Here is a 26,276-nt window from a genome sequence, read left to right on the forward strand (position 1 = left end):
TATTAAAAATCCCACTAATATGAGAAGGTCCCAATTTACGTGCAAAAGAACCTCAGTTTGCACATATAAAGTGAAAAAAGAAGTCCTTGCTCCTTGAAAAATCCAACTATCCAGGGGATCCAAAAGTATTGGCTTTTGGGCAGATTCATTCAAAAGAACCTTTCTATAATAGCTTTAATCCTTTATTTCATTTGCTTCTTCGTCTATTAAACCATGCTCTCCATTGTAAAAAGTATATTTAGTATATATCTCATCAAACTGGGTTGGTGGTGTATTTTCAACGAGAATTATTTGATGATGCTCACCTAGTTCAACTAAAATTTTATAAAATTCTTCATAAACTTCCGGGTCTCTAACTTGATTTTTTACTGAACCCTCAACAATATTTATCTCCTGATTTTCTTTCTTCAAAGTACCTACATATTTGCTAATTGAGTCTAGCAACAATAATCCTGGGTGACCTTCAGCGAAACCAGCTTCCTTGCTATTGAGAATAGCACCTAAGTAAGATAGCTGCATACTTTCTAGCAATCCTCCACTTTCATGTGCATAAACGCTAGCCCCATTATAATATGGAATGAAACTTTCTCTACTAATGTAGGTATCTTCAAGAAAATCATATTTTAATCTGGTCATGAATTGCCGATACTCACGATCAAGGAAACTAAAAATCTTATCCTTATCCGCACCTTTAACCTGCAATGCTGCTAGTTTCCCTTTCAATTTCTCTTCTTCAATCCCCAAAGAAATAACAAGAGCTTCTTTTTCCTCTACTTTATGATAAATTCTCATGCTTTCTTTAAGGATTTCTAGATCTCTTGTTAGTCTATTAATTATGCTATTTAAAGTTTCTATTTGAGAAAGAAAAGGAACTTCTGTTTTCTTGCTGAAAACCTTAATCGCTTCATCAAATATTTCACGTCTTTGATTAAGACTGGAAATTTCATTATTTAGTTGTATTACTTTCTTTTTTTCAGTTTCCATTAATCCAGATACTAAAGTTTTCTTGCTTTCAATCTCCTTTCTGGCTTTTTGTAAAATCATTTCTGTTTCAATACTTTTCGGTGAGTCTTTGCTAGTATGATTATGCCTAATTTGTGAATTACATAAAGGACACTCAAGAATCTGATCGGAAATAACTAACTTGTAATTTACATTTAGTGTTTCTTCTATTTCAGTAAGTTCAACTTCATATTCTTCTAATAACAACATTTTAGAGGATATCGATAGATTTAACGACTTTTCCTCCTTCTGTATATTAAAAACTTGGTTAGAAATATTCTCTATATCCTTTTTCAGTTTAATATACATTTGGTTTTCTTTGTTCTCATTAGACTTGCTATTTTTCACCACATCTCCTTTTTCCTTTTTTCTATTATTTATTTCTTTCTCAACCTTCTCAATTTTGAACTGCAGAGTAAAGGGATCGTCTACATCTCTGTCCTTTAAATATGACTTCAAACCTACAATTTCTCTTTTTGCTTCTGAGATTTTGTTTTGGACCTCTACCATTTTTTCATTTAAGGTGTCTTTATCCACCTCAATTAAATTAAACATCATTTTAAACGCATGTGGATTTTTATTTGCTTTGAAAGTACTATTATTCTCAAGAAAGTTGTCAGTCCCTAAATCATGTTGGTGTATGTATACATACCTGAATATATCTCTAAAAGAGACTACATCAATCTCCTTCTCTGTACTATGTTGCTTATGTCTGATTAATTTGTACTCATTAATACTTAACTTTTGCATAATTATATTCATTGCTTCTTTTAAAGATACTATTTTTGGAGTGAATTCATCAATTTTTACAAATGGACAAAAATATAATTTAATCTTTTCAAAGTTCTTTTTTAAAGCCCGATTAAAAGTAATATTCTCATTATTAATGAGTGTCTCGAGATAAACTTGATCACAATAAGCATCTAACTCTTTCTGGACAGTCAAATCAATTTTGCTACCTTTACCAAGACAATAATCAATTAAACTTAATATTAGTGATTTTCCAGAAGTTTTTTCACCACTAATAATTGTAAATCCTTCATTAAATTCAATTGTCCTTCTAAACGAAATGCCCTGTACAATAAGCTTTTTTAAGATTATCCGACTCAAGATTTCCCCTCCTTCAGTATCTTTAAATTTGTAATGTTATAATTAACCTTTTCAAAAGTTGAAATATACTTATCTTGTAATTCCTGAAAAAACATTGAATTGTGTTCTTTGTAGAACTCTTTTCCACTATTTGATATTCTAATCTTAATATCATCTGTTTTTGTAGATAAGTTCGCCTTTAGATCTAAAAGTTTTAAATTTTCCATATAAATTATGATAATGCTTATTCTTGACTGAAATCGAAAAAATAAATTGAGGGAGGGCGTTGTTTTTATATCTTCAAATATTTTAACAAGATTAAAATTTACAAGTGCGAAATAAAAAACTATTTCTGAGATTGGTGCATAGCGCTTGCTATTTAAAGAGATAGAATAGATTAAACAAAGAACTTTCATCAGTTCTAACTTTTCATTCTCGAATAACAATTCAATTGATATTGGAACAGATAAATATTCATTTCTATCATTTAGCATCTTTTTTCCCCCCACCATACTTCCAACTTCTCATCCTCTGCCAAAAGATGAATTAGCCCTCTAATCTCATCTTCATCTGCTAGATTGTCTTTTAATAATTGTTTAAGTCTCCCATAGTCAATTTCTTTCAAACTGGAATGTACAATTGCTAAAAACTCCTCACTATTTCCGTACCGCTTATACGTATCTGCATATCTTTCTTTATACTTAGTAAATACCTTTCTCAACATCATATCTATAATATTTAACGGTATGGCAGCTCTCTTTAATTCTCTGATGTATTCTTCAGAAGCAATATAAAACACAGAACTAAGTTCGATTAAAGATTGATCAATCTGTTCTATCTTTAATTTTTTATAAAAGAGATTATTAGCCGTATCTTTTTGAAGATCGTCAATACCCGCACCTACTACAATTGTGTGATTAAGAGTACTTGTATTTTCACCTTCGTTTTTCACCATTGAACTTAAACCACTCATTGCCTGTAGAATCGCTCTTATACCCTCTGCATGTGAAGATCCTTTTGTACTATAAGGTATAGCAAGCAACCCAAACTCCTCCCTAAGTTGTCTCACTTTTTCAGGAGTAGGGTCGGCTAATAAAATGTAATGCTTTGTCCTGAAGAACTCTTTATGTTCTTTTATAAGTGTTCGAATAAATTGGTCATCAAATGAGAAACCCATAAAAAGTAGTTTTTTAGTGCCTGTAACTAATTTTAAAATATTCTCATATTTCTTATCGTTATATAGATTTCTGTAACTTTCCTTACTGATAACAATTGTTCCGTAGTTAGAAGTTGTACCGTGTAGTTGGCAGACTCTTTTTTGATCAAACAAACCTTGAGTATTAAACTGTACATCTTTTAATAAAATTGGAGTTAAATCGCATTGCAAATAGTTGTGTAATAAGTTTTCATAATTTGTAGTTAAGAAAAGCTTAAAGTCCATTTCTTTTAAATCCGAGTAATTATGAAGCAAATCATTTTCAACTTTTTTAATTTTTTTCTGAATGGTTACTGCTATATATTCTTGTATGTCCTCTTCTTGGACTGTTGTATAATTTTTTAAAGCATCTATTGCCTGCCAGTAATTGTACCTCTGTAAATCTTGTTCCACAGCAGACTTTACAAAAGACATATCACCTACGGCATATTTTTCAGCTATCTCACTTATTAAATCACCCCAATCTGGCACATTAAAAGGTATAGATAACCCTGCACCAATAAAAGGAACAACTCTACCCTCATGGTAATCTTTACATAAATCATCTAAATGTACACTCATATATGCTCCTCTTTCAGTTGGAATGGTCTACCCTCATTGTTTAATAGTACCAAAATATACGGGTTCTTCATAGTTCAATTGAACTTCAAGCATTTTTCTAATCCTCAGAAAAATAGGTGTTTCGCCCTACTTATGATACGGTTCACCTCGATTAATCTTCACTGCGCGATAAATCTGCTCCACCAGCACCAGCCGCATCAACTGGTGCGGCAGAGTCATGCGCCCGAAGCTCAAGCGCTGCTTCGCGCGGCGCAGCACCTCATCAGAGAGCCCATGGCTTCCTCCGATGACAAACACGACATGGCTCGTCCCATACGTGCCGAGCTTGTCGATCTCCATAGCCAGCTCCTCGGAACTCCAGAGGTGGCCATCCAATGCGAGCGCAACGACATGCGCCTCGCTCTTCACGTGCGCGAGGATGCGTTCACCTTCGCGCTCCTTCACCGCCCGCACCTCAGCTTCGCTCAGGGTCTCGGGCGCCTTTTCGTCTGCGACCTCGATCATCTGAAACTTGATGTACGGGGCGAGCCGCTTGGCATATTCCTGAATGCCCAGCGTCAAATATTTTTCCTTCAGTTTGCCTACGCCAATAATCTGAATCAACATGAAGATTCATTCCTCCTAATTGTCCTGCAAGATAATCTATAAGTAAGATGCTTCAACACATCGTTTGTTCCAATAATTTAAGCTAACGAACTCCACACACCTTATCTGGCCCCATTTCGGCTCCTTTAAAATCTAAAGAACCCGAGACACGCTAACAGGCAAAACACGCCAAAAACACAAAAAGAGCGCTCCGACACGCTCTCTTTGCTCCTTACCTGTGATGTTCATACCGGATGGCAGGCGAGCGAGTGCATCCATGACAGACGCACCAACTGCGGATGCCTACACAGTACGCTAGACGACCAGATACTCGGCCTTTTGTTCGCACTCGGCGCACTTCGCAGGCGGGTCCCAATCGGCAAATTCCGTCTCCTTCAGATCAACGATATCCGGAGCGTCCTCATACTCATCAACAAACATGTCGATGGCGATGTCCACGTGTTCTTTGCATACAACGTACATCCGTTCAAGCATCCTTTCTGTATCCAGCTATGCTCCCGATTCACAACCGCTTATCCATACAGGATAGCCACTTCTCTGTTCTATCACACCTGCCGCGGAAAAGAAACCCCTAGCCCCCATTTATCGTGTCCAACTTCCGTCAATCCTCTCATTTCAGCACAAAAAAAACCAAAAAAGCGTCACTTCTCGACACCCCGTTGGCATCCCAAAGTAACACTTCTCCAAATTCCGAATCTATCCCACTCACTCGTTACTATTCATATTACCGTGCATATGAAAGCCATCGTCCTATTGTATTCGAATCCATACTCAATGGATATCGATCTTACTCCAGCCCCGACTGTGCCTTCGTCAGCAGCTTGCCGCCTTGGAATGCGATTACTGCATTGGCTCCCGAACCCCCGGTGCCCTTATAGTTATAAACCACCATATTCTCCGCTTCACTCAATGCCTCGCCTTCGCCTCCAAGGATATCGATAACTTCCTCTACCGCCATGCCGACCTCAAGCTTTTCATACTGGGCAAACGTAATCAGCACCCCATCGCCCTTTCCAGCCGAACCGTTATTTCCCGAGCCAACAGGTGCTTTACCGCCAGGCTCATTCACCGCAATCACGGTGGTGCTCAGCTCCTCCAGCTTTTTCTCCAGATCCGCAATCTTTTTGTTCTGCTCACTATTCTTCTCGCTCTGGTCCGCAAGCTTCTTCTCCAAACCTGTAATCTTCTCCTGTAAACCACTAACATCAGCAGTCCCTGACGGGGACACCTCAGAAGTACATGCGGACAAAACAAACAGCGCAGATACCAGGCCTGTTCCCCCCAACATGGTTTTCGTCAAACGTTTCATTGAATTAACCCCTTCCAATCCAGATTGAGAATACAGATCGACAAACAGATGTTACTCGCACAGCCGTCCATCACCAACACATTCCCAACAGTTTACCATAACTGAAACCCTCTATAACAGAGACTTTGGCTCTGGTCCTAACCTATTATTGGGAAACGACAAAATTCCCCCTGTAACCTCATGAATTTGGTTTATATATAAATCAAGATTAGTGCAATAAAAAAGAGCGGATCAACGAGTTGATCGACTCTCTTTTATTACCCTATTTCTGTGTGCCATGCACACGAGAGCAATTCTCTTACTCCGGTTTATCCGTGAGCTTCACCGACACCTTCTCAGCGTTGCCATCCCGGTAAAATGTGATTTCAATCGTATCGCCGATCTTCTTCTTATCGTACAGATATTTCCGCAAATCAAGCGTAGAGGTAATTTTTTGCCCATCAAATTCCGTAATGACATCATTCAGCTTCATGCCCGCTTCGGATGCCGGACCGGACGCCTCCAGCACAACCACACCGCTGTCCACGTGGGAGGGCAGCTTCAGGTCTTTACGCTGCTCGTCATCCAGTGGGGCGTACGGATTGCTCAGATCGACGGTATACACACCCAGATATGGACGAGATACTTTGCCATTTAGCAGCAAGGAATCGACTGTCTTCATCACTTCGTTCATCGGAATCGCAAAGCCGAGGCCTTCAACGCCTGTATCCGAGATCTTCATCGTGTTGATGCCGACCAATTTGCCGTTCAGATCGGCCAACGCTCCGCCACTGTTGCCTTCGTTAATCGCCGCATCCGTCTGGATCACGTTTTGTTCCCAGTCATACACACCGTCTTGATTAATGGATACCGGCAAGATCCGATCTGTGTAACTCACAATACCGGATGTCAGCGTACCGCCCAGACCGAGCGGATTACCGATCGCCAGCACCGTTTGACCGCGCTGAAGTTTGCTGGAATCACCAAGCTCTGCGGCTGGACCGATGCCCTTATCATCTTGCACAGACAATACCGCAATGTCACTCACCCGGTCTTTGCCCACCAGCTTCGCCTTATGCGTTTCCCCATCCACCGTTACAATCTCCAGATCACTCGCGCCTTCCACGACGTGATGGTTGGTCATGATGTAGGCTTTGCCATCTTCCTTCTTGAAAATGACCCCTGATCCCAACGCTGAATCTTCCATCGACAGGCTGCTGCCCGTCTTATGGTTCACGATGCTCACCACGGAAGGGCGAACCTTCGCTGCTGCCTGGATAATCCGGTCGTACGGATCAGCCGCCTGCGCTGTCTGTGTACCGCCTCCGCCGTTCCCTGCAGCGTTCGCCAGAGGTAATGATGCAGGCTGCATGATAAAGCTGAACAGCGTAACGGTCACGATGGAGCTGATTACCGAACTGATCACGGCTACCTTGACTGTGGAGCTAAAACCCGAGCGTGACTTGCGTGGATTCTGCCAGCGGTCCCGTCCCCTACCCTTGCCTCCAGGGCGAATGATCTGAAGTTTACCTTTCTGTTCAGGTTCGGCGCGTCTTGATACTTTGGTTGAATAAAAATCGTCTCCAAACAATCCCATCGTGATCCTCTCCCCTTCGTTGTCACGCATCAAGACCCTGACTGCCGCCCGATCGTTGTCGCATGGCCAACGACTGTGTCCTTACGTTACCCCACTCCGGCCACAGCCGAGCTTCCGATCGCTGTTACTCACAAATTTTATTGATTACCCTCTAAATAAGGTGAAAATTTGTTCATAAAGGCGACCGCTTCGCTTCTCCAGCTTCGTTCTGTGTCCTCCGTTACGCGGTTACCGTAAATACCAACTCATTCTTCCATGCGTTACTGCAATAAAAAATCGTTTTGCATATCGCTGCCATCCCCATTAACTCGAAATGAAGCGTCTATGTACAACAGAACGGACATCCCATTCTGCCTGTGACTCTATCAGAAATGCTCTCGCATTCTACGACATGCCTTTTTGCGCGCAAAACAGCCTCTACTATAAAAGCTCCTTATATACTAAACACGCCAAATCTTAAAAAGTTGCATAATTACGAAGATTAACGGAAATTTCCGCTATAACGCGCTTAACAATAAAGGTCCATAGTATCTATCACCACAAAATCCAGTTCGCTAAGCGCAATTTTGCCTATTCCCGTGAACTTTTTCATCTTCTTAAGCAAAATGCGGCCCCTGGTTCAGCATACACGTCCCTTACGTGTAATTATAGCGGCAAAAAGAGGAATGTTTTCCATCAAGCCTGACTACAATAATAGTAAAAGACAATTCGAAGCTTCATAGAAGGAGGATTCACATTATGGATCGCACGCGTACACTCACAGCCATGGATGAAGTTCATATGGCGGCCAAGCTGGCCGATCTCAAGGAAGAGCATTACCGCAATACCCTTGCCCTAAGCACAATTATTGAACTGCTCGTCGACAAAGGCATTCTGACCCGCGAGGAAGTGGAGCGCAAAGCTACCGAACTCGACAGCTTTATGGCTCACCCACCCTATCCCATGGCGTAGGCCGATCATAATACGTATCACAGAGCTTGAACTCATGATCCCGATAAAAGCAACCACGGCTCTCCATCGCATCACGCACGGTCATTTTCGCCAAGTCCATCATATTATGATCCCGGCTCAAATGTGCCAGATACGTACGCTTGATGCGTCCGTTCATCAGTTCACTAAGCGCAGCTCCCGCCGCTTCGTTCGACAAATGCCCAATGTCGCTCAGAATGCGGCGCTTGGTGTTCCATGGATACCGCCCCATGCGCAGCAATTCGACATCATGATTCGCCTCCAGCACAAGTACATCCGAATCCGAGATCGCATCGCGAACCTTGTCGCTCATATATCCGAGATCTGTCGCGACGGACAACTTCTCACTGCCATCATCGAATGTGTATCCTACCGGTTCCGCTGCATCATGGGAGATGCCGAAAGATTCCACACGCAGGGAGCCAAAATCATGCTTTTCACCGGTCTCAAACACCCTCCGGTTTTCCTCTGGAATCGCCCCCACGGACTTCTCCAGTGCCGCCCACGTATTCGTATTTGCATAGATTGGTAAATTATATTTCCGAGACATCGCGCCTAGTCCTTTAATGTGATCGGAATGTTCATGTGTAACCAGAATCCCGTCCAGCTCTGTTCCCGAAATCTCCCGTTCCAGAAACAATGCCTCCAGCCGCTTCGCACTAAGACCTGCATCAATCATGAGGGACGTGCCCCCATGCTGTATAACCGTGGCATTCCCTGTCGAACCGCTGGATAACACGGTAAAATAAATCCCCATAACGCATTACTCCCCTGGTTTGTCTGTCTTGGGACTGAATACATCCCCACTGATGCCCTGCACGTACAACACTTCGCCACTTTCCAGCACGAACCGCCATGCCGGCATCGCCACCTGCATATCTGAATTGAACAACTGGCCGTAATAGCCCAACTGAATATCTTTCACAATCGCATCATTTGGCAAAAAGTTCTCGATCAGCGTACCCAGCGCCTTCGACGCCGGAAGCACCTGCTGATCGCTTTCCTCCGCTGTCGTAATCCGCACCGGAGTCTGACGGTAACCCGTAATTTTCTGATCGCTGTAGAATAGCTCCAGACTTACATTGAAGAGCGGCCATTTGCCATCCACCAACGGATGAAGCACAAATGCCCCATCCTCCGCCATCAGCTGATCCCATCGATATGTACCGATCTGGGGAATTTCGTCCTGTAATGCATCCTCCAGCTCGCTTTGCGAGAAGATCAGCTTGCTGTCCACGGTATTTTCCAATTCAACATCAATGCCTGTCTTGTTATCTTCAATGAACTCATACGACAGCTTCGGCAGCTTCGGCGTCTCATTTGGAATAGGAGCCAGCACCTGAATGCCCTTCTCCTCCATCGCCTGCTGTGTATTATCCGCCAGTGAGGTGAAGTCCAGATTGGCTCCGGCCGTCTCCCGCGCATCCATCCAGATCTGGTATCCCAGCACCAGATTGAGCAGCAGGAAGGCATAGATCAACACATTTTTCGCCCGTCCCCAATCCAAAACATCCACCTCCTTCTTTAGACTTCTTGCAATACTTTTTTAAGTTGCCTACCCTGCCACCGCTACTTTAGTTTTTTATAGACTTTGAACATAAAGCTTCACGAGAACGAAGAGGGCAGAAAAAACCTGAAGAAACGTAGTGCTCGCCTTTATTCTCAGATTTCTCCCTTTACTAAAGGGAATCAATGAAATCTGGGAATAACAGCGATCGGAAGGTTGTTCTGACCGCGGAGTGGATAGTGCAGCCCACCTTATGTTTAATGACTATAACCCATCAAGAAACGGTGGTCTCCTCCCCGTTTCCGAAACGGATCACCCACACCGGGATCAGCTTCAGCCCGTCCTCAATGCTGGATGGACGGTACGCCGGATACACGTCTACAACCTTACGATTGGTTCCCGCCACCTTCTGGATGAGGGCCTTCAGCTTGTCCCCACCGGGCAGGGTGACCGATTTCTTCGTCTCCGCGCCTTCGTTCAGATATTCGAGCGAACGCTCATAGCTGGATACCGTCTCCTGCTGCATCTCCATGCTGATTGTGCCGAACCTGAACTGCATCGAGTCCATAATCGGGAAGCTGCTGTAATATTGCTGGAACTGAAGTTTCGTCTTCGTATCGGTTGTATCCAGCATCATGCGCGAACGACCTTTCCAGCCGCCATGCTGATTCACAAAATCAACCGCGGACAGCGCATCCTTCGCTGCATCAATCTGTCCCGCAGGCGGTGCCGCCGGATCGGTGTAGCTAATCCAGCGCTGTTCTTGCTTCACTTGCAGACTGCGCTTGCTGTCTGTATAGATCTCCGATCCATCCTTTTCCCGAATGTTTCGGGTCATACTTGGATCAAAAAATAAGCTGCGCTGCATTTGTTCGACAGTGAACTGGCCTGTAGGCACGTCAGCCTCAATCGTTTCCAGTGCTTCTGCCGGGATATAATACCCGCCGTCCATCAGCGTATAAGGTGTCCAGCTGCTGCCGAAGTCGACATGCTGCTGCACGTCTTGTACTGTAAGATCCGCCTGCGTCGCCTCGTAGACCACATCGCCTTTGGCGCTGAAGAACAGTGCGTGAGCCTTTGTTTCATTTTTGGCCGTATAGATCGAGATCCGGTTAATCGTTTCTCCCTGGAAGAGAGAGTCTGTCCCGAGCCGCATCACACGCTGTAACAACGCTACAGGGATGCCTTCCTTGAACGACAGCTCAAAGCCAGGATTCTCCTTACGAATCTGATCCCAATGGACAGATTGCACGCTCCGACGCTGAAAATCATCAAACGTTCGTCCCTGCAACCGTGAATAAATCAACTGATAGAACGTATTGCCCGGATAAAACACCGTATGTTTGTCCTCCCCCAGATGAATAACCATCTGATCAGGGAAAATTAAATCTTCAATATTGCGCTCCTGGCCCATATTCTCGGTTTTCACATAGTTCGTCTCTGATGTCACAATCGAATCGCCCCCACCGGGCAAACGATAGATCAAGAAGTAACTTTGTACCAAACTGGCAACGACGAGGGAAGCAAGCACCAGAGATTTAATCCGCTCTTTCAAGGTGCTCACCTCCTTCCTCACGCAGGGGCAGTGTGAACGTTACCGTTGTCCCCACGTCCACTTCGGACTCCAGTGAGATATTGCCATCATGGGCCTTCACAATTTCCCGGGCAATGGACAATCCAAGCCCTGTGCCGCCCATACTGCGGGAACGAGCCTTATCTACCCGGTAAAACCGTTCAAAAATGCGATCCAGATCCCGCTGTGGAATACCCATCCCCGTATCGGTCACCGATATGGCGAGAGTATGATCATCATTGCGTCTGGCAGCAATTGTAATCGTGCCACCTTCGAGCGTGTATTTCAGCGCGTTGGACACAACATTATCAAGCACCTGATCAATTTGGTCGCGATCCAGCGGAACCGCTGAAATCCCGTTCTCCACAGAAAGCACAGGTTGAATATCCTTCTGATGCATCTGGAACGAAAAACGATCCGACACTTCTTCCAACATCTCCATGATGTCGGTTGGCTGTTTGCGCAGCATCGCTTCCTTGGAATCGAGCCTGGACAGATGCAGCAAATCCGTAACCAAGCGAATCATACGCTCCGTCTCATTCTGGATTACCCCAACGAATCGTCCAGCGAGCTGCGGATCTTCCAGAGCTCCATCATCCAGCGCTTCTGCGTAGCTCTTAATGGTAGTCAGCGGTGTACGCAGCTCATGAGAGACATTCGCCACGAATTCACGTCGTGATGCTTCCAGTTCTTCCTGCTCCGTAACGTCCTGAAGCACAGCGATCGTACCTGTAATGCCTAGCTCACGACGATGGACCGGTGTAAACGTCATACGGATGACAACGGGATCTTCTTGTCCCGCAGGCGCAATCTGGAGCAGTGTCGAGCCTGTAAAACCGCTGGCTAGCGCTTCTGCATCTTCCGGATCAATGCCCAGCAATACGGCAAAGTGCCTTCCTTCAATGTCCGCCGGACGCATGCCCAGAATGCTGCTGGCACGGCGGTTCACCAGAATGACTTTGCCATATTCGTCCGTTGCGACCACGCCATCGCTCATATTGGTCAAAATGGACGTGAGCTTCTCCTTCTCCTCTTCGTTCTGGGAGAGTGCATCTCGCAATCTGCTAGTCATATAGTTAAACGCCCGACTGAGCTGGCCAATCTCATCCGTTCCGAATACAGGGGTCTGCTGATCAAAGTTGCCTTCCGCGACCGCCGTCGCCCTTCGGGTGACTTCCTTGATCGGCTGCGTAATCGTATGTGACAGAATGACACCGAGCACTGCGGTTAATACCAAGGCAATCAAAATACCGGAGATAAAAATCTTGTTAATGCCCTCCATTGTGGCATATAACTCATTCATCGAGGCGGCGATGTAGACCGCGCCGATAATCTTGCCGCCGGACAGCACCGGCTTGGCAACGACCTTTTTGCGAACATTATCCTCGTCCACGATATATTCCTCATTGTCCCGAATGCCTTGTAGCGCACGGCTGACAACAGTTTGGGTGTTTTTGCGTCCAACATAGTCCGAATGGGAACTTAGCGAGGTGGTCAGCACTTTGCCGCTGGCATCCAGCACTTGAATCTCGGCGCCGTTAATGTTGAACAGGTTGTTTACCAACACACGCAGGTTTTCCGTTTTGTCCTCTCCAGCCTCGGCTTCTCCACCAGCCATCGTCTCTCCCACAAGCACAGACAGCATCTCAGCCCGTGCCTGCAAATCCTCAGTGAAGTTGCTGGTTAACGAGTTCTTCATCGCACTAACAAAATAAACGCCGATCAATTGCATCGCAATCAGAATCAGCAGTACATAGATAATAATCAGTTTCGCCTGAATCGTTCGAAAGAACGAAAATCGCGAGAAACGTCCCATTATATCCCCACGCTTTTGGGACTGCGCACGAGATAACCCAGCCCGCGGCGAGTCAGAATCGTTTCCGGTTTGCTCGGGTTCTCCTCAATCTTCTCACGCAGACGACGAATCGTAACATCCACGGTACGCACATCCCCGAAATATTCATATCCCCATACCGCCTGCAGCAGATGTTCGCGTGTCATGACCTTGCCGGAATGCTTCGCCATATAATAGAGAAGTTCGTACTCACGGTGGGTCAGATCCAGCGGTTCGCCGCCTTTGTAAGCTGTATACATGTCCATATCAAACGCCAGATCAAATAAACGCATGACCTGTTTCTCTTCGTCTTCCGGCGCTTCAGCCGTGATGGCAGGCTTCTGCCGTCTGCGCATCTGTGCTTTCACCCGGGCGAGCAGCTCTCGCGTACTGAAAGGCTTCGTAACATAATCATCCGCACCTAGCTCCAAACCGAGCACCTTATCAATCTCGCCATCCTTTGCAGTCAACATAATGATCGGCATCTCCAGATGGGCACGCACCTCGCGGCACACATCCATACCGTCCTTACCTGGCAGCATCAGGTCCAGCAGCATCAGATCCGGCTTCTCGGATAACGCCAATTCAACCGCACGAATGCCATCAAAAGCGCAGATGACCTCGTACCCCTCTTTTTCCAAATTAAACTTCAGAATGTCCGCAATGGGCTGTTCATCGTCCACCACCAAAATCTTCCCCTGCATCGGCTGTCTTCACCCCTATATCCTGCTTGATCCGCCTGAGCGGTCTATCTCTCTTATTCAACTTATATAAATTGTGTTTCTACGATTTCATTGAATATAGTCTATATCATATGGCTTGTTGCCTATAGTCTATAGTTTAACATACCTGAAGCACCGTCACATCCCGATCAGGGCCAATGTGCAGCGCAAACTGAAAAATTTTTACAGCAGCAAAAAACAAGGCCAGCATCTTGTGCCAACCTTGCCCTGGATTGCGATATATCTAGTTCAAGTATGTCAACGGATTTTCCACCGTTCCGTTCTTGATAATCTCGAAATGCAGATGCGTCCCGGTCGAACGGCCCGTATTGCCCATGACGCCGATGCTCTCACCTTTTTCGACGACTTGACCAACCTTAACACCAATGCTGTTCAAGTGCCCATAAAGTGTTTCGTATCCATTACGATGGTTAATAATAATAACATTGCCATAACCACTCTTCTGTCCTGCAAAAGTAATCACGCCCTCATCAGACGCCTTCACGTCCCGGTTACCGACAAGATCGACACCTTTGTGCTGGCGACCCCAGCGTTGTCCAAAGCTGCTACTCATCGTAGCGTTCGATACCGGCCAAGCAAATTCACCTGTACCTTCACCGACCACTTTGGTTCCACTAAGGACCACTTCAGTAACTGCTGCCTTGATGACTTCCTGACCAAGCCATTCCTCCTGAACGACTTCACCATTTTCCTTCGTTATCCGATATTGCATGCTTTTCAGACCGCTTTGACCTGGACGCACCACTTTGGTTGTGCCTGCTTTGAGCTCAGCACTTTTGCGTACTTCCACCTGTGGCTTGATCTCAATCTGTTCAACCACCTGCTCTACCGATTTAACAGTAACGGCTGGTTTTGGCACTGTCAGTGTAAGCTCGTCCCCAATTTGTAGCGACGTTTCTTTGATGCCCGGGTTATGTTTGCGAATCTCGCTTTGCGTAATTTCGTATTTGGCAGCAATGGAAGAGATCGTATCTCCTTCACGCACGACATAAGTTACAGGCGCGTCTTTACCAACGGTTAAAGCTTCAATCGCCTCGGACACATCCCATATTTTGTTTGGGTCAGCCTTCACCACATCTGTCGCTACATCTTCCTTGATGCCCACCGACTTCAGCGTAGTACTTGGCCCCTCGGCTTTCTTCGATGAGTTTGCCGATACCGACTTCGTCTTGAGCGAACTGCGCACAGCCGATGCCGATATGTACTTGTTCTGCACTTGTTCCAGAATCGCATCTGCTGTAGCCTGATCCTTCACAATGCCGATTACTTCACCGTCTACCTTGAGCTCTACACCCTTGGCATAGGCTGTAAGCAAGTCGCCGAGCTTGTCCAGCGTCTCATCGCTGTTCACTACGGGTTTGTATGCTTTAATGGTTTCGGTCGTGATGCCGTCTGTGTTCAGCACCATTTCCGCTTCTGGATATTTATTTTGGAATTCCTCGGTTTTGTCTGCAAATAATTTCTGTAATTGCGTCTCATCCGTGATGGTGCCAATCTCATTTCCTTTTACCATCACTTTATAATATGGGACTGTGTTTGCAGCAACGTATTGTTTGCCTGCGAATCCGATCGATGCAGCGATGAATAAACCGCATGCTGCTGTTATGATCCATTTGCGCGAGGCCAGAACGCGCTTTTTGTTACTACTGAAGTTGGACATGCTCATGTTGTTTTTGTCTTCGGCCGTCCGGTGTTCCCCGGATTGTTCGTGTTCCCGGTTCTTGCCCGGTTGGCGTATGCCTCTGAAACCTTTCATGATTCTCTCCTTTTCAGCACTTCTCAGTTCGCATTTCTGTCAAGACATCACCCAATGTGTCTGTCCCATGCTTGTCGATATTTGTATTCGGGTGTCCGCAAATCAGGACTTTAGCTGCGCTCGTAAAAGTGTCAAAATTTTAACCTTTTATCACACCCGTATACTTTAACACAGGTTTTACACTCATTTCAACTGTACACGTCATAGCGCAAAGCCGCGCCACGCTTGGTTTTCCTGTATTATCCATAAGATGGCATGACGAAATTCTTCCCCATAACACCTCTTCTTCAGGTATACTATGTACTTTCGACCATTTTTTAAGACTAGGTTCTAAGACCCACTGAAATGTGTTTTCTTTTTCATAAAAATACAAACTGAAATCCCTCGCCAGATCAACTCTGGTGAGGGATTTCGTTAAACTCTTGCTATAGAGTGCCTCATATGGGCTGGATTATATGCTAACCAAATTCTGCTTTTATTTCATTTCCCGAATGGCTTGAATGAATAAATCGATTCTAAATTTAACTTTCAGAATTCGATCTCTCGATCCCCTTTTTGAATATTCAGCAAATGGTCGTAGATTTACGTATTCCCCTCTATATGAACTTGGTCTATTCCGCCTGAAGGACTTCCATCAGATTATCGTATTCTTCGCTCGTCAGATACTTGGAGATCACCTGCTCAATATCACGCAACTCCTGTTCCGTTAAGCCGCCTTCCATGGCGCCTGAGATTTGCTGCATCTCTTTCTGGGGCAGCTTATTCATCAGCAGGCTGAAAATCTTTTCTTTTTCCTCCAACGGCAGCTTGTCTTTCTTGCCTGTGATGTCATCCGGAGATACTACAATCTCATCATTCCCTGAAGAAGCCGTACCAGTGGAGTTCGTACCTGTTCCGTTGCCGGATGCTGTATTGTTGCCAGTTGTTGTCCCAGAATCGGTACCGGCATTTGTACCAGCATCTGCGTCTGTTCCCGCGGCTGAGCTGCCCCCTGGATTTGATCCCGTATCGGAGGAGTCCGTTCCTGAGCCTGCTCCTTGACCCTCGTCTGATCCCGTACCCTGTCCTGAGCTGTTGCCTGTATTCGCGCCTGTTTCTCCGCTTTCTGTTCCATTGCCCATGACAGATATCGCATCTTCTGGAACGTGTTCCTCCTCCGCACCTGCTGGCTGATCTGTCGTGCCCGTTCCCGGCTTCTTCTCTTCACCAGACTTACCACCTAATGCACCCTGAAACATGGCCGTTAACCCCATAGGCTGCCCTTCCCACTGAATATTGAAACTCGCCAGTAGCGATTTTACATATGACTGAACGATTAATCCGGTTGTCAGCAGGGTCAATGAACTGACCAGCATCACGGTGAGCAATATTTTAATGAACCATTGAAGCAACTTCATTCCCGTTCTCTCCCTCCGTTTTCCGACCCCATATCACATTCGATGTTTCAGGATCTATGAGTCTACTGTTAACCAGTATTGACGGAAATCCGGGGATTATATCAGGAAGGCGTGCGAAAAACCCCAGCTATCGCTATTTAAGCGATAACTGGGGCTCTATGATGCCTATATATGCATATCATTTGGATGAACGTTCAACTTCGTATAGCAAGTTAACCTAGCTACTTATTCGTAGATAGGAAGAACCTGATTCGTTTGCTCACGGTTACGACCTACAGAGAAGATGGCGATTGGAATGCCTGTCAGTTCGGACACACGCTTCACATAGTTCTGTGTGTTCACAGGTAGGTCTTCCAGCTTCTTCGCTGCTGTGATATCTTCGCTCCAGCCTGGAAGCTCTTCGTATACCGCTTCACATTCTGCCAGCATTTTCAGGCTTGCCGGATAGTGAGTGATAACCTCGCCGCGGAATTTGTATCCTGTGCAGATTTTCACCGTTTCCAGACCTGTCATTACATCCAGGGAATTCAGGGACAGACCCGTAATTCCGCTGACACGACGAGCGTGACGAACAACTACACTGTCGAACCAGCCGACACGACGCGGACGTCCAGTTACAGTACCGTACTCATGTCCAGTCTCACGAATTTGGTCACCAACTGCATCATGCAGCTCTGTCGGGAAAGGACCATCTCCTACACGTGTTGTATAGGCTTTAGCCACACCGATAACCTGTTGAATACGAGCTGGGCCTACGCCAGAACCGATACATACGCCGCCTGCAGACGGATTGGATGAAGTAACGAATGGATAAGTACCTTGGTCAAGATCCAACATAACGCCTTGTGCACCTTCGAACAATACTTTTTTATCCTCATCGATGTATTCGTTGAGCACCACTGATGTATCACGCACATAAGGACGCAGAATTTCTGCATATCCCAGATAATCTTTCAGAATTTCTTCTACATCTACAGGTTCGCCGCCATAGACCTGCTCGATTACACGGTTTTTTTCTTTTACCAAATGACGCAGCTTCAGTTCGAACTCTTCCGCATCCAGCAGATCAACCATACGAATACCGATACGGGCTGATTTGTCCATGTAACATGGGCCAATTCCCTTGCCTGTTGTACCGATTTTGTTCGGGCCTTTGCTCTCTTCTTCCAATGCATCCAATACCATGTGATATGGCAGGATGATGTGTGCGCGTTCGCTGATGGACAGGTTTTTGGTCGTAAAGTCATTGTCATGAATATAGTTAATTTCTTCGATGAGTGCCTTCGGGTTGATAACCATACCGTTACCAATTACACATGCTTTATCTGTGTAGAAGATACCCGATGGGATCATCGTCAATTTATATTTTTTGTTATCGATCAGTATCGTGTGTCCTGCATTGTTACCACCTTGGTAACGAGCAACCACATCTGCGGATTCCGCCAAATAATCCGTAATCTTGCCTTTACCTTCGTCTCCCCATTGCGTTCCCACTACAACTACCGTTGACATAGTACATACCTCCGTGGGTGCCTTGCGCACCTTTGTATTGGTCTGTCCGTCCTCTATCTCGGCAGGAATTTGAAGTGAAATTACCAGCGGAGAAGCGTGCTAACGGACAGTGAAAATCCCCCTCGGTTTACATCCAAGGGAAGGTTTTCGCTGCTTTAACGCAGCAGTACTAGTGTACCAGTCCCTTTTTTCAAAGTCAAATCAAATGGCGAACAATTAGATATAGTCCAACTCTAATGTTCGGAATTGACTCTATATTGCGACGCAAAAAACCGGCGTAGCCAGTCAAATCTTGCTTGACGGCTAACCCCGGTTATACGCTACGCGTTTAAATCCAACGCTATATGTCGTATTCACAACGTATTTATGAGTTCATATGATCTAATGATTGATGTCGGGGACAGACGATTTCACTTCCCTACCGAAGCAGTCTGTGCCTGTCCCCTACATGGCAAAGGCATCATTATGTGCCCGCTCGTAGTTAACGAATTTATTAAAGTTTTTCAGGAAGACCAGTTCCACCGTGCCTACCGGACCATTACGCTGTTTGGCGATAATAATCTCGATAATGTTTTTCTTCTCGGTCTCCTGGTTATAGTAATCATCCCGGTACAGGAACGCAACGATGTCGGCATCTTGCTCGATCGAACCCGATTCCCGCAAGTCACTCATCATCGGACGTTTATCCTGACGCTGCTCTACACCCCGGCTCAGCTGAGACAAGGCAATAACCGGAACTTCTAGTTCCCGGCCAATCTGTTTCAGGGTACGTGAGATCTCGGATACCTCTTGTTGACGGTTCTCGCCGGCTTTACCACGTCCACTAATCAGTTGAAGGTAGTCGATCAGAATCATGCCAAGGCCTTTCTCTTTCTTGAGACGACGGCATTTAGCACGAATATCAGCCACGGTGATCCCTGGTGTATCGTCAATGTAGATATTGGCTTCATTCAAGGCTGCAATACCCATCGTCAGCTTCTGCCAATCTTCGTCACCCTTGAAGTCACCCATACGCATGACACCCGCATCCAGATTGGCCTCTGCACAGATCATACGCTGTACGAGCTGTGCGGCTGACATCTCCAGACTGAATATCGCAACCGTCTCCTGCGCTCGAATGGCTACATTCTGAGCGATATTCAGGGCAAAGGCGGTCTTACCTACAGATGGACGTGCAGCTACAATAATCAAGTCACTACGCTGGAATCCGGCGGTCATCTTGTCCAGATCGATGAAACCTGACGGAATACCCGTCGTCGTTCCCCGGTTCTGATGCAGCGTCTCCACGCGGTCGAATACTTCCATCAGTACATCCTGAATGGCTATAAAACCGCTACTGGAACGTCGGTTGGAAATCTCCAGAATGCGCCGCTCTGCTTCTCCAAGCATAGCCGCGACATCCTCACCACCCGTGTATCCTTCACTCACGATCTGCGTAGCCGTACGAATCAGGCGACGCAGCATGGATTTCTCTTCGATAATCTGAGCGTAATAATCCACGTTCGCGGCAGTCGGAACACCATGAGCCAGCTTCGCCAGATAACTGACGCCGCCGATGTCCTCAAGCTCGCCTTTATCCTTCAGCAGCGAAGTCAGTGTCACGAGGTCAATCGGTTGGTTTCCCTCGCCAAGCTGGATCATCGCTTCAAAAATTAATTGATGGGGTTTATCATAGAAATCCTCGGTTTGCACCCGTTCCATCGCTGTAATCAGGGCTTCGCCCTGCAACAGGATTGCACCCAGCACGGCCTGTTCGGCTTCCAGGTTCTGTGGGGGAATCCGGTCGAATAACATTTCGCCGCCCATCTTACTCTTCCGTTACCTGTACCTTCAAGGTAGCCTTCACTTCAGGGTGAACCTTGACGGTGACTTGTGTTACGCCGAGTGTGCGAATAGGCTCGTCCAGCTCAATTTTGCGTTTGTCGACTTTCAGACCTTTCGCTGCCAGAGCTTCTGCGATTTGTTTGCTCGTGATTGCCCCGAACAGACGGCCGCCTTCGCCGGATTTTGCTTTCAGTTCAGTCACTTCAGCTTCAAGCTTTTTAGCCAGAGTTTCCGCTTCTGCTTTCTCTTCCTGCTTACGTCTGTCTTCCGCTGCCTTCTGGTTGTCCAATGTTTTCATGTTACCATCTGTTGCTGGACGTGCGATTCCCCGTGGGAGAAGGAAGTTCTGTGCGTATCCCTCGGACACTTCCTTCACTTGTCCTTTTTTGCCTTGACCCTTCATATCTTTTATAAAAATGACTTTCATTCGAACAAACCCTCTTCCTTTTCGATTTCAGCCAGTACGTTCGTCAGCCGTTTTTCCGCCTCTCCAAGCGTTCCTTCAAGCTGCACGGCAGCATTCGTCAAATGTCCGCCACCGCCCAGTCGTTCCATGACCACCTGAACATTCATGCGCCCCAGCGATCTCGCGCTGATGCCAATCAGTCCATCCGGACGTTCACTAATGACAAATGAAGCGACCACGTCGGTCATATTAAGCAATGTGTCCGCCACTTGGGCGATCATCATCTGTGGAATCTTGTTGCCAGGGTCCGTGACCGCCAGCGCAATGTTCCCGTATACCATTTTAGCATGCTTTATGATTTCTGCCTTAGCAATATATTCTGACAAATCTTCTTTCATCAGCCGCTGGATCATAATGGTGTCTGCACCACTACGACGCAGGAAGCCTGCCGCTTCAAACGTTCTCGATCCCGTGTGGAGAGCAAAATGCTTCGTATCCACCGTAATCCCGGCTAATAACGCCGTCGCTTCCAGTGGAGTGAATTGTACCTTGTCATGAATATATTGGAGAAGCTCAGTCACCAGTTCTGCTGCCGAGGAGGCATATGGTTCCAGATAGATCAACACTGCATCGTTAATGAATTCTTCACCCCGACGGTGGTGATCCACAACCACGACACGCGTAGCGGATTGAACCAGCTTCGGCTCCATTGTCATGGATGCCTTATGTGTATCGACAACAACGAGCAGCGTATGCTCCGTCATCATCTGGGTTGCCTGTTCCGGCGACACAAAGGCTTTGGACAGCTTTTCATCCTTATTCACCTGTTCCATCATGCGTTCAATGGAGGGATTAGGCCCATCCAGCACAATTCGTGCTTCCACATTGTACAGACTTGCCGCTTTCCATACCCCAATAGACGCGCCAATCGCATCCATATCAGGCATTTTGTGACCCATAATAATCACCCGGTCGCTCTCCTGCATCAGATCACGCAATGCATGCGCGATAACCCGGGCTCTTACCCGTGTACGTTTCTCAACCGCGTTGGACTTCCCACCGTAAAAGGACAACCGTTGTCCAGATTTGACTGCAGCCTGGTCACCACCACGGCCAAGTGCCATATCCAGACTGGACTGAGCCAGTTCTCCCATCTCACTGATGGAATCCGAACCAAATGCCAGTCCAACACTCAGTGTCATTGGCACCTTAAGATCAGCGGTCATCTCCCGCACTTCATCCAGAATGACAAACCGGCTCTGCTCCAGTTCCTGCAAAGACCTATAGTTCAGCATCATGAGATAACGATCAGAGGAGAGACGACGCAGATACACCTCATACCGTTTCGCCCAGGAAGTGATCTCACTTGTTACACGGGCAATCAGCGCAGTCCGCTGCTGATCGTCCATGCCTTGGGCTGCTTCGTCCAGATTATCGAGAACCAGAATGCCCAGTGCAATGCGTTCATTCTCATATTTATCACGAAGAATGGCTAGCTCCGTAATCTCGTAGACATATACATACCGTTCCTGCGGATTATGGATAACTCCATAATATCGATCATCCAGTTGGAATTCGTCATGAAGTTCCTTGGACGGCTCCTTGGTCCCATCCTTCTTCTCCTTAGGTTGAGGAAGTTTGGGAAATAAATTTTGCAGCGGATTGCCTACCATCGTCTTCTCTTGGAACATGTCCGCGACGAAGCGATTATGCCACTCTACCGTACGATCTTCGCTGTACAGCACAATACCAAATGGGAGCATGCTGACCGCTTCCCCCTCCATCCGCTTAATCCGAATGGACAGGCCATTAATGTAGTCGTTAAGCTCACGACGGAACGCGAGCTCCGCCTTAATCATGACGATTCCCAGCGCCGAAGCCAGTATCAGACTAATCAAACCAAGCGTCCAGTTGTAGATGGTCACGAACATAACAAGCAGAAGCAGCAGTATGAACGCCCATACGGTATAGTAGCCGTGCCAGCGTTTCTTCAGAAATTTAGGCATGACTCATCACCCTATCGTTTTGGTTTCGATATTGCCTCGCGAAGCGGGAACGCCAGATCGATAATCCCGATAATCCGCAGCGGTCCAATGAAGAAGACTGCCGCCGCCAGCAAATACGGTACAACCGGATTCCATTTCTTTGCATGTGAGAGAAAGAAGAAGAAGCCGATGGCTTGAATCATGAAGCCCAAATTGATTAGAGGCGACAAGTTCATGGCAATCATGGTCCAGTACGATCCGTCACTCTGTCTGGATATCACTTCGAACAACAATGCCAGGAAGTAATACCAGATCAGGGCACGCGGCATACGCCATTCACGCGCAGGTGGAAATTTCGGTACAACCACACCCATAACGTTCAGAATCGGACGTGCAATGAGATGTGTGATTAGAGCCATGACCAGAGACGTGACCACCAAGGCGAATGGAATCATAAGCTGCGTCTGTCTTGCGACATCTTGAGTCATTTCAGGTGTCCATACAAACCCATTTACCATCTGACTGGATGAATTCGTCAGGGGTTCAATCGTCAATCTGACTACATCATCAATATAACTCGACAAATCAAACTGGAAGATCACACTTCCAATCAACAGGAGCAACAGATATTCGGCCAACATGGCTCCACTTCCTGCCATAAGGGCGAACAGGGCCGACTTCTTTTTCTTGTAAGCATTGCCCATAACAATGGCGGGCAGGGTGAACAAAAGCAGTAATAACAAATAAATCGGACTAAAAATGACCAAAATAATCGCTACTGGGACGAGATGCCATATGAATGATTTTACCGGTAATGAAGCAAACAAAATAACTCCAGGTATCATCATGAAAAATATGGCCAAAACCGATAACGGAGTTAACAGCGAAAGTAGCAAGAGCAGATATACTGCGCTCCAGACAGCTGATTTAAAGCTAAATTTCAACAAATTCACCTCTTACGCATGTGATCTTCTAGTGCGGAAATATCCTGGTACCAATCTTCCAACTGGTGACCTTCCTGTTTATGCTTTTTCAATTTCTCAATAAGCAGTGCATCCAGATCCTTGAAAGGAATACCGAGCCTGCGGCCCAATATGTAACTACTCATCATCAAACTGGCGAGACTGTCCCCGATTCGGGTTGTACTGCCTTCCCATAACGCTTTGAATAATCGGGATACCTGATCAAGCACTTCGGTTTTAAGCCATTCAATCACTTTAGCGCGTTTGGCTACATCCAGTTCTTTAGGCATATTGGCGAAAGTCACTCTCCCCCGAAAAAGCTTTATTCTCCATTATAGCATAAAAAGGGGGGCCGCAAAATTACCCCAAAAAGCGGAGAAGTCCTCCGAAACTTATCTCAGGTACTTTGCGGGGACCCCGTACAACGAATTCGTATTTTATCTTGTGGAAAATTCATTTAAGTTCGCTCTTGTTCAGCTCTTCTTAAGTTTAACATGATACCGGACGGCTGTGATTATCCACGCTGCTGCAACAATATCGAAATTTGTTTCGAGTTACTTCACTTTCATGGATTCCTTGGCTACAATACCCTCGCAATACTCAATAATCTGGCTCCGTCTTACGATCCCAATGAAGCGCTCCATATCATCAACAACCGGCACAAAGTTCTGCACTTTGGCCAGATTGATCAAATCCTCCATGTTGGCTTCAATGGATACTGGTTTGATATCCAGCCGAAGTGGAACGTCCTTGAGCAGAAATTTTGAAGCGTTTTCAAATGTGATCTTTCCCTCGGCGTTCTTCATATACCACAACAGGTCACCTTCGGTAACCGTGCCGATATACTTGCCTTCCTTATTCAAAATGGGCACCGCCGTGAACCGATGATATTCCATCCGTTCCAACGTTTGCCGCAGAGTAGAATCCGACGTCACGCACGTAACTTCTTGTTTGGGCAGCAAAAAAAATGCGATGTTCATACCCTTAAGTATCCTCCTTATGAATTTCATCAGTCAGCTTATTACATTCAACTTACATAGTACGCATTAGAACGTAAGATGTTCCAAAAGGACATGATTCCTTCTACAAAGTAAAAAAAACAGCAGCCCGCCAATAAACGCACTGCTGATAGTTGTCAAAAACATAACGTCTGTATGGAATTGGTTACTCGATCTTCTGCCGGTCAGGAATCATCACTTCACCGGCTGGGGTCGACTCATCCATCCAGTTGTTAATCAGCTCTTTGGCATATTGGACGTCTTTCTCATCTGCCTTGCCATAATAAATTCCGTCTTTCCGCATCCCTTCGCCCAAAATAGTGAAGCTTGAGATTTGCGGTTTTTCCTGAGTCAGTACCTGCTTAGCCAGATCAATAATGAAGGAAGGCTGCATATCCGTCTGGAAGCTGTCTCCCATGATCTGAATCAATTCTGGAATTTTGCTGATGGCGTTCAGATTAAGCATCTCATTCGCCATGGCATTCAGGAAAATCTGCTGCCGCTTGGTGCGATTAAAATCACTATCCTCACGGTATCTTACATAGTAAAGTGCTTCCTGCCCGTCATAGATCGGCTTACCACCTTCTATTGTGAACTGCACATGTTCTGGGTTCTTGTTCACAATGTCCTCATCAATCGGCAGCTTCACACCACCAAGCGCATCAACGACTTTTTTGATCCCGTCAAAGTTAATCGTTGCATAGTAACCTACATCCGCATCGAGAAATTTCTCCACCGTATTGATAGACATATTCTCCCCACCGAAGGCGTAGGCATGCGCGAGTTTGTCATAATCATCCTCGCCATCTTTGTTGGCATCACGTCCAACAATCTGCACATAGGTGTCACGTGGAATGGATACCAGGAGTACGCGGGATTCTTTTGGACGAACAACGGCATAGATGACCGTGTCTGAGCGCCCACGTGTTTTCTCATAGGCACGTTTGTCTGAGCCTAGCAGCAACACCGAGAACGGTTCTTTGCGATATACTGTTGGGTCGGGCGTATTGTTGCCCTCCTGAGGAACATAGGACCGGGACAATTGGTCTTCAACTGAACCAGCAAGAAACAGATCGAAGGCTGCTACAGCAAGCTGCTGACGAAACAAATAGCCCCCGATTAACAAAACAACGAGCGATACGAGCGTTATATATAGACCTTTTCTTCTTTTCTTCTTCTTATCTTTAGTTCTGCTTGTCATCCATCGATTCCTTCTTCACTGTCAAAATGAAATTCGATACTACTACGATATAAGTTGAATTTAACTTATCCTGACCCCGCAACGGTACAGTGTTAATGATCCGTTCAACTTATATACTTACCATTAAACGTGCGCAATGGCTGGTGACACGGTGTTCTCTGAAGTTTTCTCTATCTGAAAAGAAAACGCCGCTCACGCTCGTTCTATTGTAATCATTGCTGGATGATGAAAAGTTACAATACGGTTAAAT

23 protein-coding genes are annotated in these 26,276 nt (G+C 46.0%); 1 reads left to right on the plus strand and 22 read right to left on the minus strand.

Annotated elements, in window-relative coordinates; translation table 11 throughout:
- Positions 1-174: 174 nt before the first annotated feature.
- The 7 genes from G3352_RS09425 to G3352_RS09455 all read right to left on the minus strand — a co-directional run bounded on the left by G3352_RS09425 (position 175) and on the right by G3352_RS09455 (position 7,359).
- Positions 175-2,112, minus strand: a complete 1,938-nt coding sequence (locus tag G3352_RS09425) for an AAA family ATPase (protein WP_163755953.1) — start codon at positions 2,110-2,112, stop codon at positions 175-177.
- Entirely contained in the window at positions 2,109-2,585 is a 477-nt protein-coding gene (locus tag G3352_RS09430) for a hypothetical protein (RefSeq protein WP_163755955.1), read from the minus strand. Before G3352_RS09430 ends, G3352_RS09425 begins: the two co-directional genes overlap by 4 nt.
- A complete protein-coding gene (locus tag G3352_RS09435; RefSeq protein WP_163755957.1) occupies positions 2,579-3,868 on the minus strand; it encodes an ABC-three component system protein in 1,290 nt (429 codons plus the stop codon). The genes G3352_RS09430 and G3352_RS09435 overlap by 7 nt, the downstream gene beginning before the upstream one ends.
- 126 nt (positions 3,869-3,994) lie before the next feature.
- Positions 3,995-4,474, minus strand: a complete 480-nt coding sequence (gene rlmH / locus G3352_RS09440) for a 23S rRNA (pseudouridine(1915)-N(3))-methyltransferase RlmH (protein WP_163755959.1) — start codon at positions 4,472-4,474, stop codon at positions 3,995-3,997.
- Positions 4,475-4,768: 294 nt separating this feature from the next.
- Entirely contained in the window at positions 4,769-4,936 is a 168-nt protein-coding gene (locus G3352_RS09445) for a CxxH/CxxC protein (protein WP_063870633.1), read from the minus strand.
- Between the two features lie 325 nt (positions 4,937-5,261).
- Entirely contained in the window at positions 5,262-5,783 is a 522-nt protein-coding gene (locus G3352_RS31145; protein ID WP_240342994.1) for a hypothetical protein, read from the minus strand.
- Positions 5,784-6,081: 298 nt separating this feature from the next.
- The gene (locus G3352_RS09455; RefSeq protein WP_163755960.1) at positions 6,082-7,359 is read right to left on the minus strand and encodes a S1C family serine protease; all 1,278 of its coding nucleotides are present in this window, start codon (positions 7,357-7,359) and stop codon (positions 6,082-6,084) included.
- Between the two features lie 738 nt (positions 7,360-8,097).
- Here G3352_RS09455 and G3352_RS09460 point away from each other — a divergent pair.
- Positions 8,098-8,310 (plus strand): hypothetical protein, encoded by a 213-nt coding sequence (locus G3352_RS09460; protein ID WP_053781978.1) that lies wholly within the window; start codon positions 8,098-8,100, stop codon positions 8,308-8,310.
- Here G3352_RS09460 and G3352_RS09465 read toward each other — a convergent pair.
- The 15 genes from G3352_RS09465 to G3352_RS09535 form a co-directional block, all read right to left on the minus strand.
- Positions 8,279-9,085: an MBL fold metallo-hydrolase gene (locus tag G3352_RS09465; protein ID WP_062327768.1), complete on the minus strand. Its 807-nt coding sequence runs from the start codon at positions 9,083-9,085 to the stop codon at positions 8,279-8,281. The two genes, G3352_RS09460 and G3352_RS09465, sit on opposite strands and share 32 nt — an antisense overlap.
- A 6-nt stretch (positions 9,086-9,091) precedes the next feature.
- The gene (gene yycI / locus G3352_RS09470) at positions 9,092-9,835 is read right to left on the minus strand and encodes a two-component system regulatory protein YycI (protein ID WP_091001357.1); all 744 of its coding nucleotides are present in this window, start codon (positions 9,833-9,835) and stop codon (positions 9,092-9,094) included.
- 274 nt (positions 9,836-10,109) lie between these two features.
- Positions 10,110-11,390, minus strand: coding sequence for a YycH family regulatory protein (locus tag G3352_RS09475; protein ID WP_090809392.1), 1,281 nt, complete (start codon positions 11,388-11,390; stop codon positions 10,110-10,112).
- Complete coding sequence (walK, locus tag G3352_RS09480) at positions 11,374-13,224, minus strand: cell wall metabolism sensor histidine kinase WalK (protein WP_163755962.1); 1,851 nt, start codon at positions 13,222-13,224, stop codon at positions 11,374-11,376. Before walK ends, G3352_RS09475 begins: the two co-directional genes overlap by 17 nt.
- A complete protein-coding gene (gene yycF / locus G3352_RS09485; RefSeq protein WP_062327757.1) occupies positions 13,224-13,946 on the minus strand; it encodes a response regulator YycF in 723 nt (240 codons plus the stop codon). The genes walK and yycF overlap by 1 nt, the downstream gene beginning before the upstream one ends.
- Before the next feature lie 262 nt (positions 13,947-14,208).
- Entirely contained in the window at positions 14,209-15,741 is a 1,533-nt protein-coding gene (locus tag G3352_RS09490; RefSeq protein WP_163755964.1) for a peptidoglycan DD-metalloendopeptidase family protein, read from the minus strand.
- Positions 15,742-16,352: 611 nt separating this feature from the next.
- Entirely contained in the window at positions 16,353-17,138 is a 786-nt protein-coding gene (locus G3352_RS09495) for a hypothetical protein (RefSeq protein WP_163755966.1), read from the minus strand.
- Positions 17,139-17,363: 225 nt separating this feature from the next.
- Positions 17,364-18,650: an adenylosuccinate synthase gene (locus G3352_RS09500; RefSeq protein ID WP_076287194.1), complete on the minus strand. Its 1,287-nt coding sequence runs from the start codon at positions 18,648-18,650 to the stop codon at positions 17,364-17,366.
- Between the two features lie 444 nt (positions 18,651-19,094).
- Positions 19,095-20,456: a replicative DNA helicase gene (gene dnaB, locus G3352_RS09505; protein WP_062327745.1), complete on the minus strand. Its 1,362-nt coding sequence runs from the start codon at positions 20,454-20,456 to the stop codon at positions 19,095-19,097.
- 1 nt (position 20,457) lies between these two features.
- Positions 20,458-20,901, minus strand: coding sequence for a 50S ribosomal protein L9 (gene rplI, locus G3352_RS09510; protein ID WP_163755968.1), 444 nt, complete (start codon positions 20,899-20,901; stop codon positions 20,458-20,460).
- Complete coding sequence (locus G3352_RS09515; RefSeq protein WP_163755971.1) at positions 20,898-22,886, minus strand: DHH family phosphoesterase; 1,989 nt, start codon at positions 22,884-22,886, stop codon at positions 20,898-20,900. Before G3352_RS09515 ends, rplI begins: the two co-directional genes overlap by 4 nt.
- Positions 22,887-22,897: 11 nt before the next feature.
- A complete protein-coding gene (locus G3352_RS09520; RefSeq protein ID WP_163755973.1) occupies positions 22,898-23,809 on the minus strand; it encodes a DUF2232 domain-containing protein in 912 nt (303 codons plus the stop codon).
- Between the two features lie 5 nt (positions 23,810-23,814).
- Positions 23,815-24,117 (minus strand): MazG-like family protein, encoded by a 303-nt coding sequence (locus G3352_RS09525; protein ID WP_076287192.1) that lies wholly within the window; start codon positions 24,115-24,117, stop codon positions 23,815-23,817.
- Positions 24,118-24,381: 264 nt separating this feature from the next.
- Positions 24,382-24,807 (minus strand): CBS domain-containing protein, encoded by a 426-nt coding sequence (locus G3352_RS09530; RefSeq protein ID WP_063567369.1) that lies wholly within the window; start codon positions 24,805-24,807, stop codon positions 24,382-24,384.
- 184 nt (positions 24,808-24,991) lie between these two features.
- Positions 24,992-26,026: an LCP family protein gene (locus G3352_RS09535; protein ID WP_053781967.1), complete on the minus strand. Its 1,035-nt coding sequence runs from the start codon at positions 26,024-26,026 to the stop codon at positions 24,992-24,994.
- Between the last annotated feature and the right edge of the window lie 250 nt (positions 26,027-26,276).

The organism is Paenibacillus sp. ALJ109b (genome assembly GCF_010747435.1).
Lineage (GTDB): Bacteria > Bacillota > Bacilli > Paenibacillales > Paenibacillaceae > Paenibacillus > Paenibacillus taichungensis.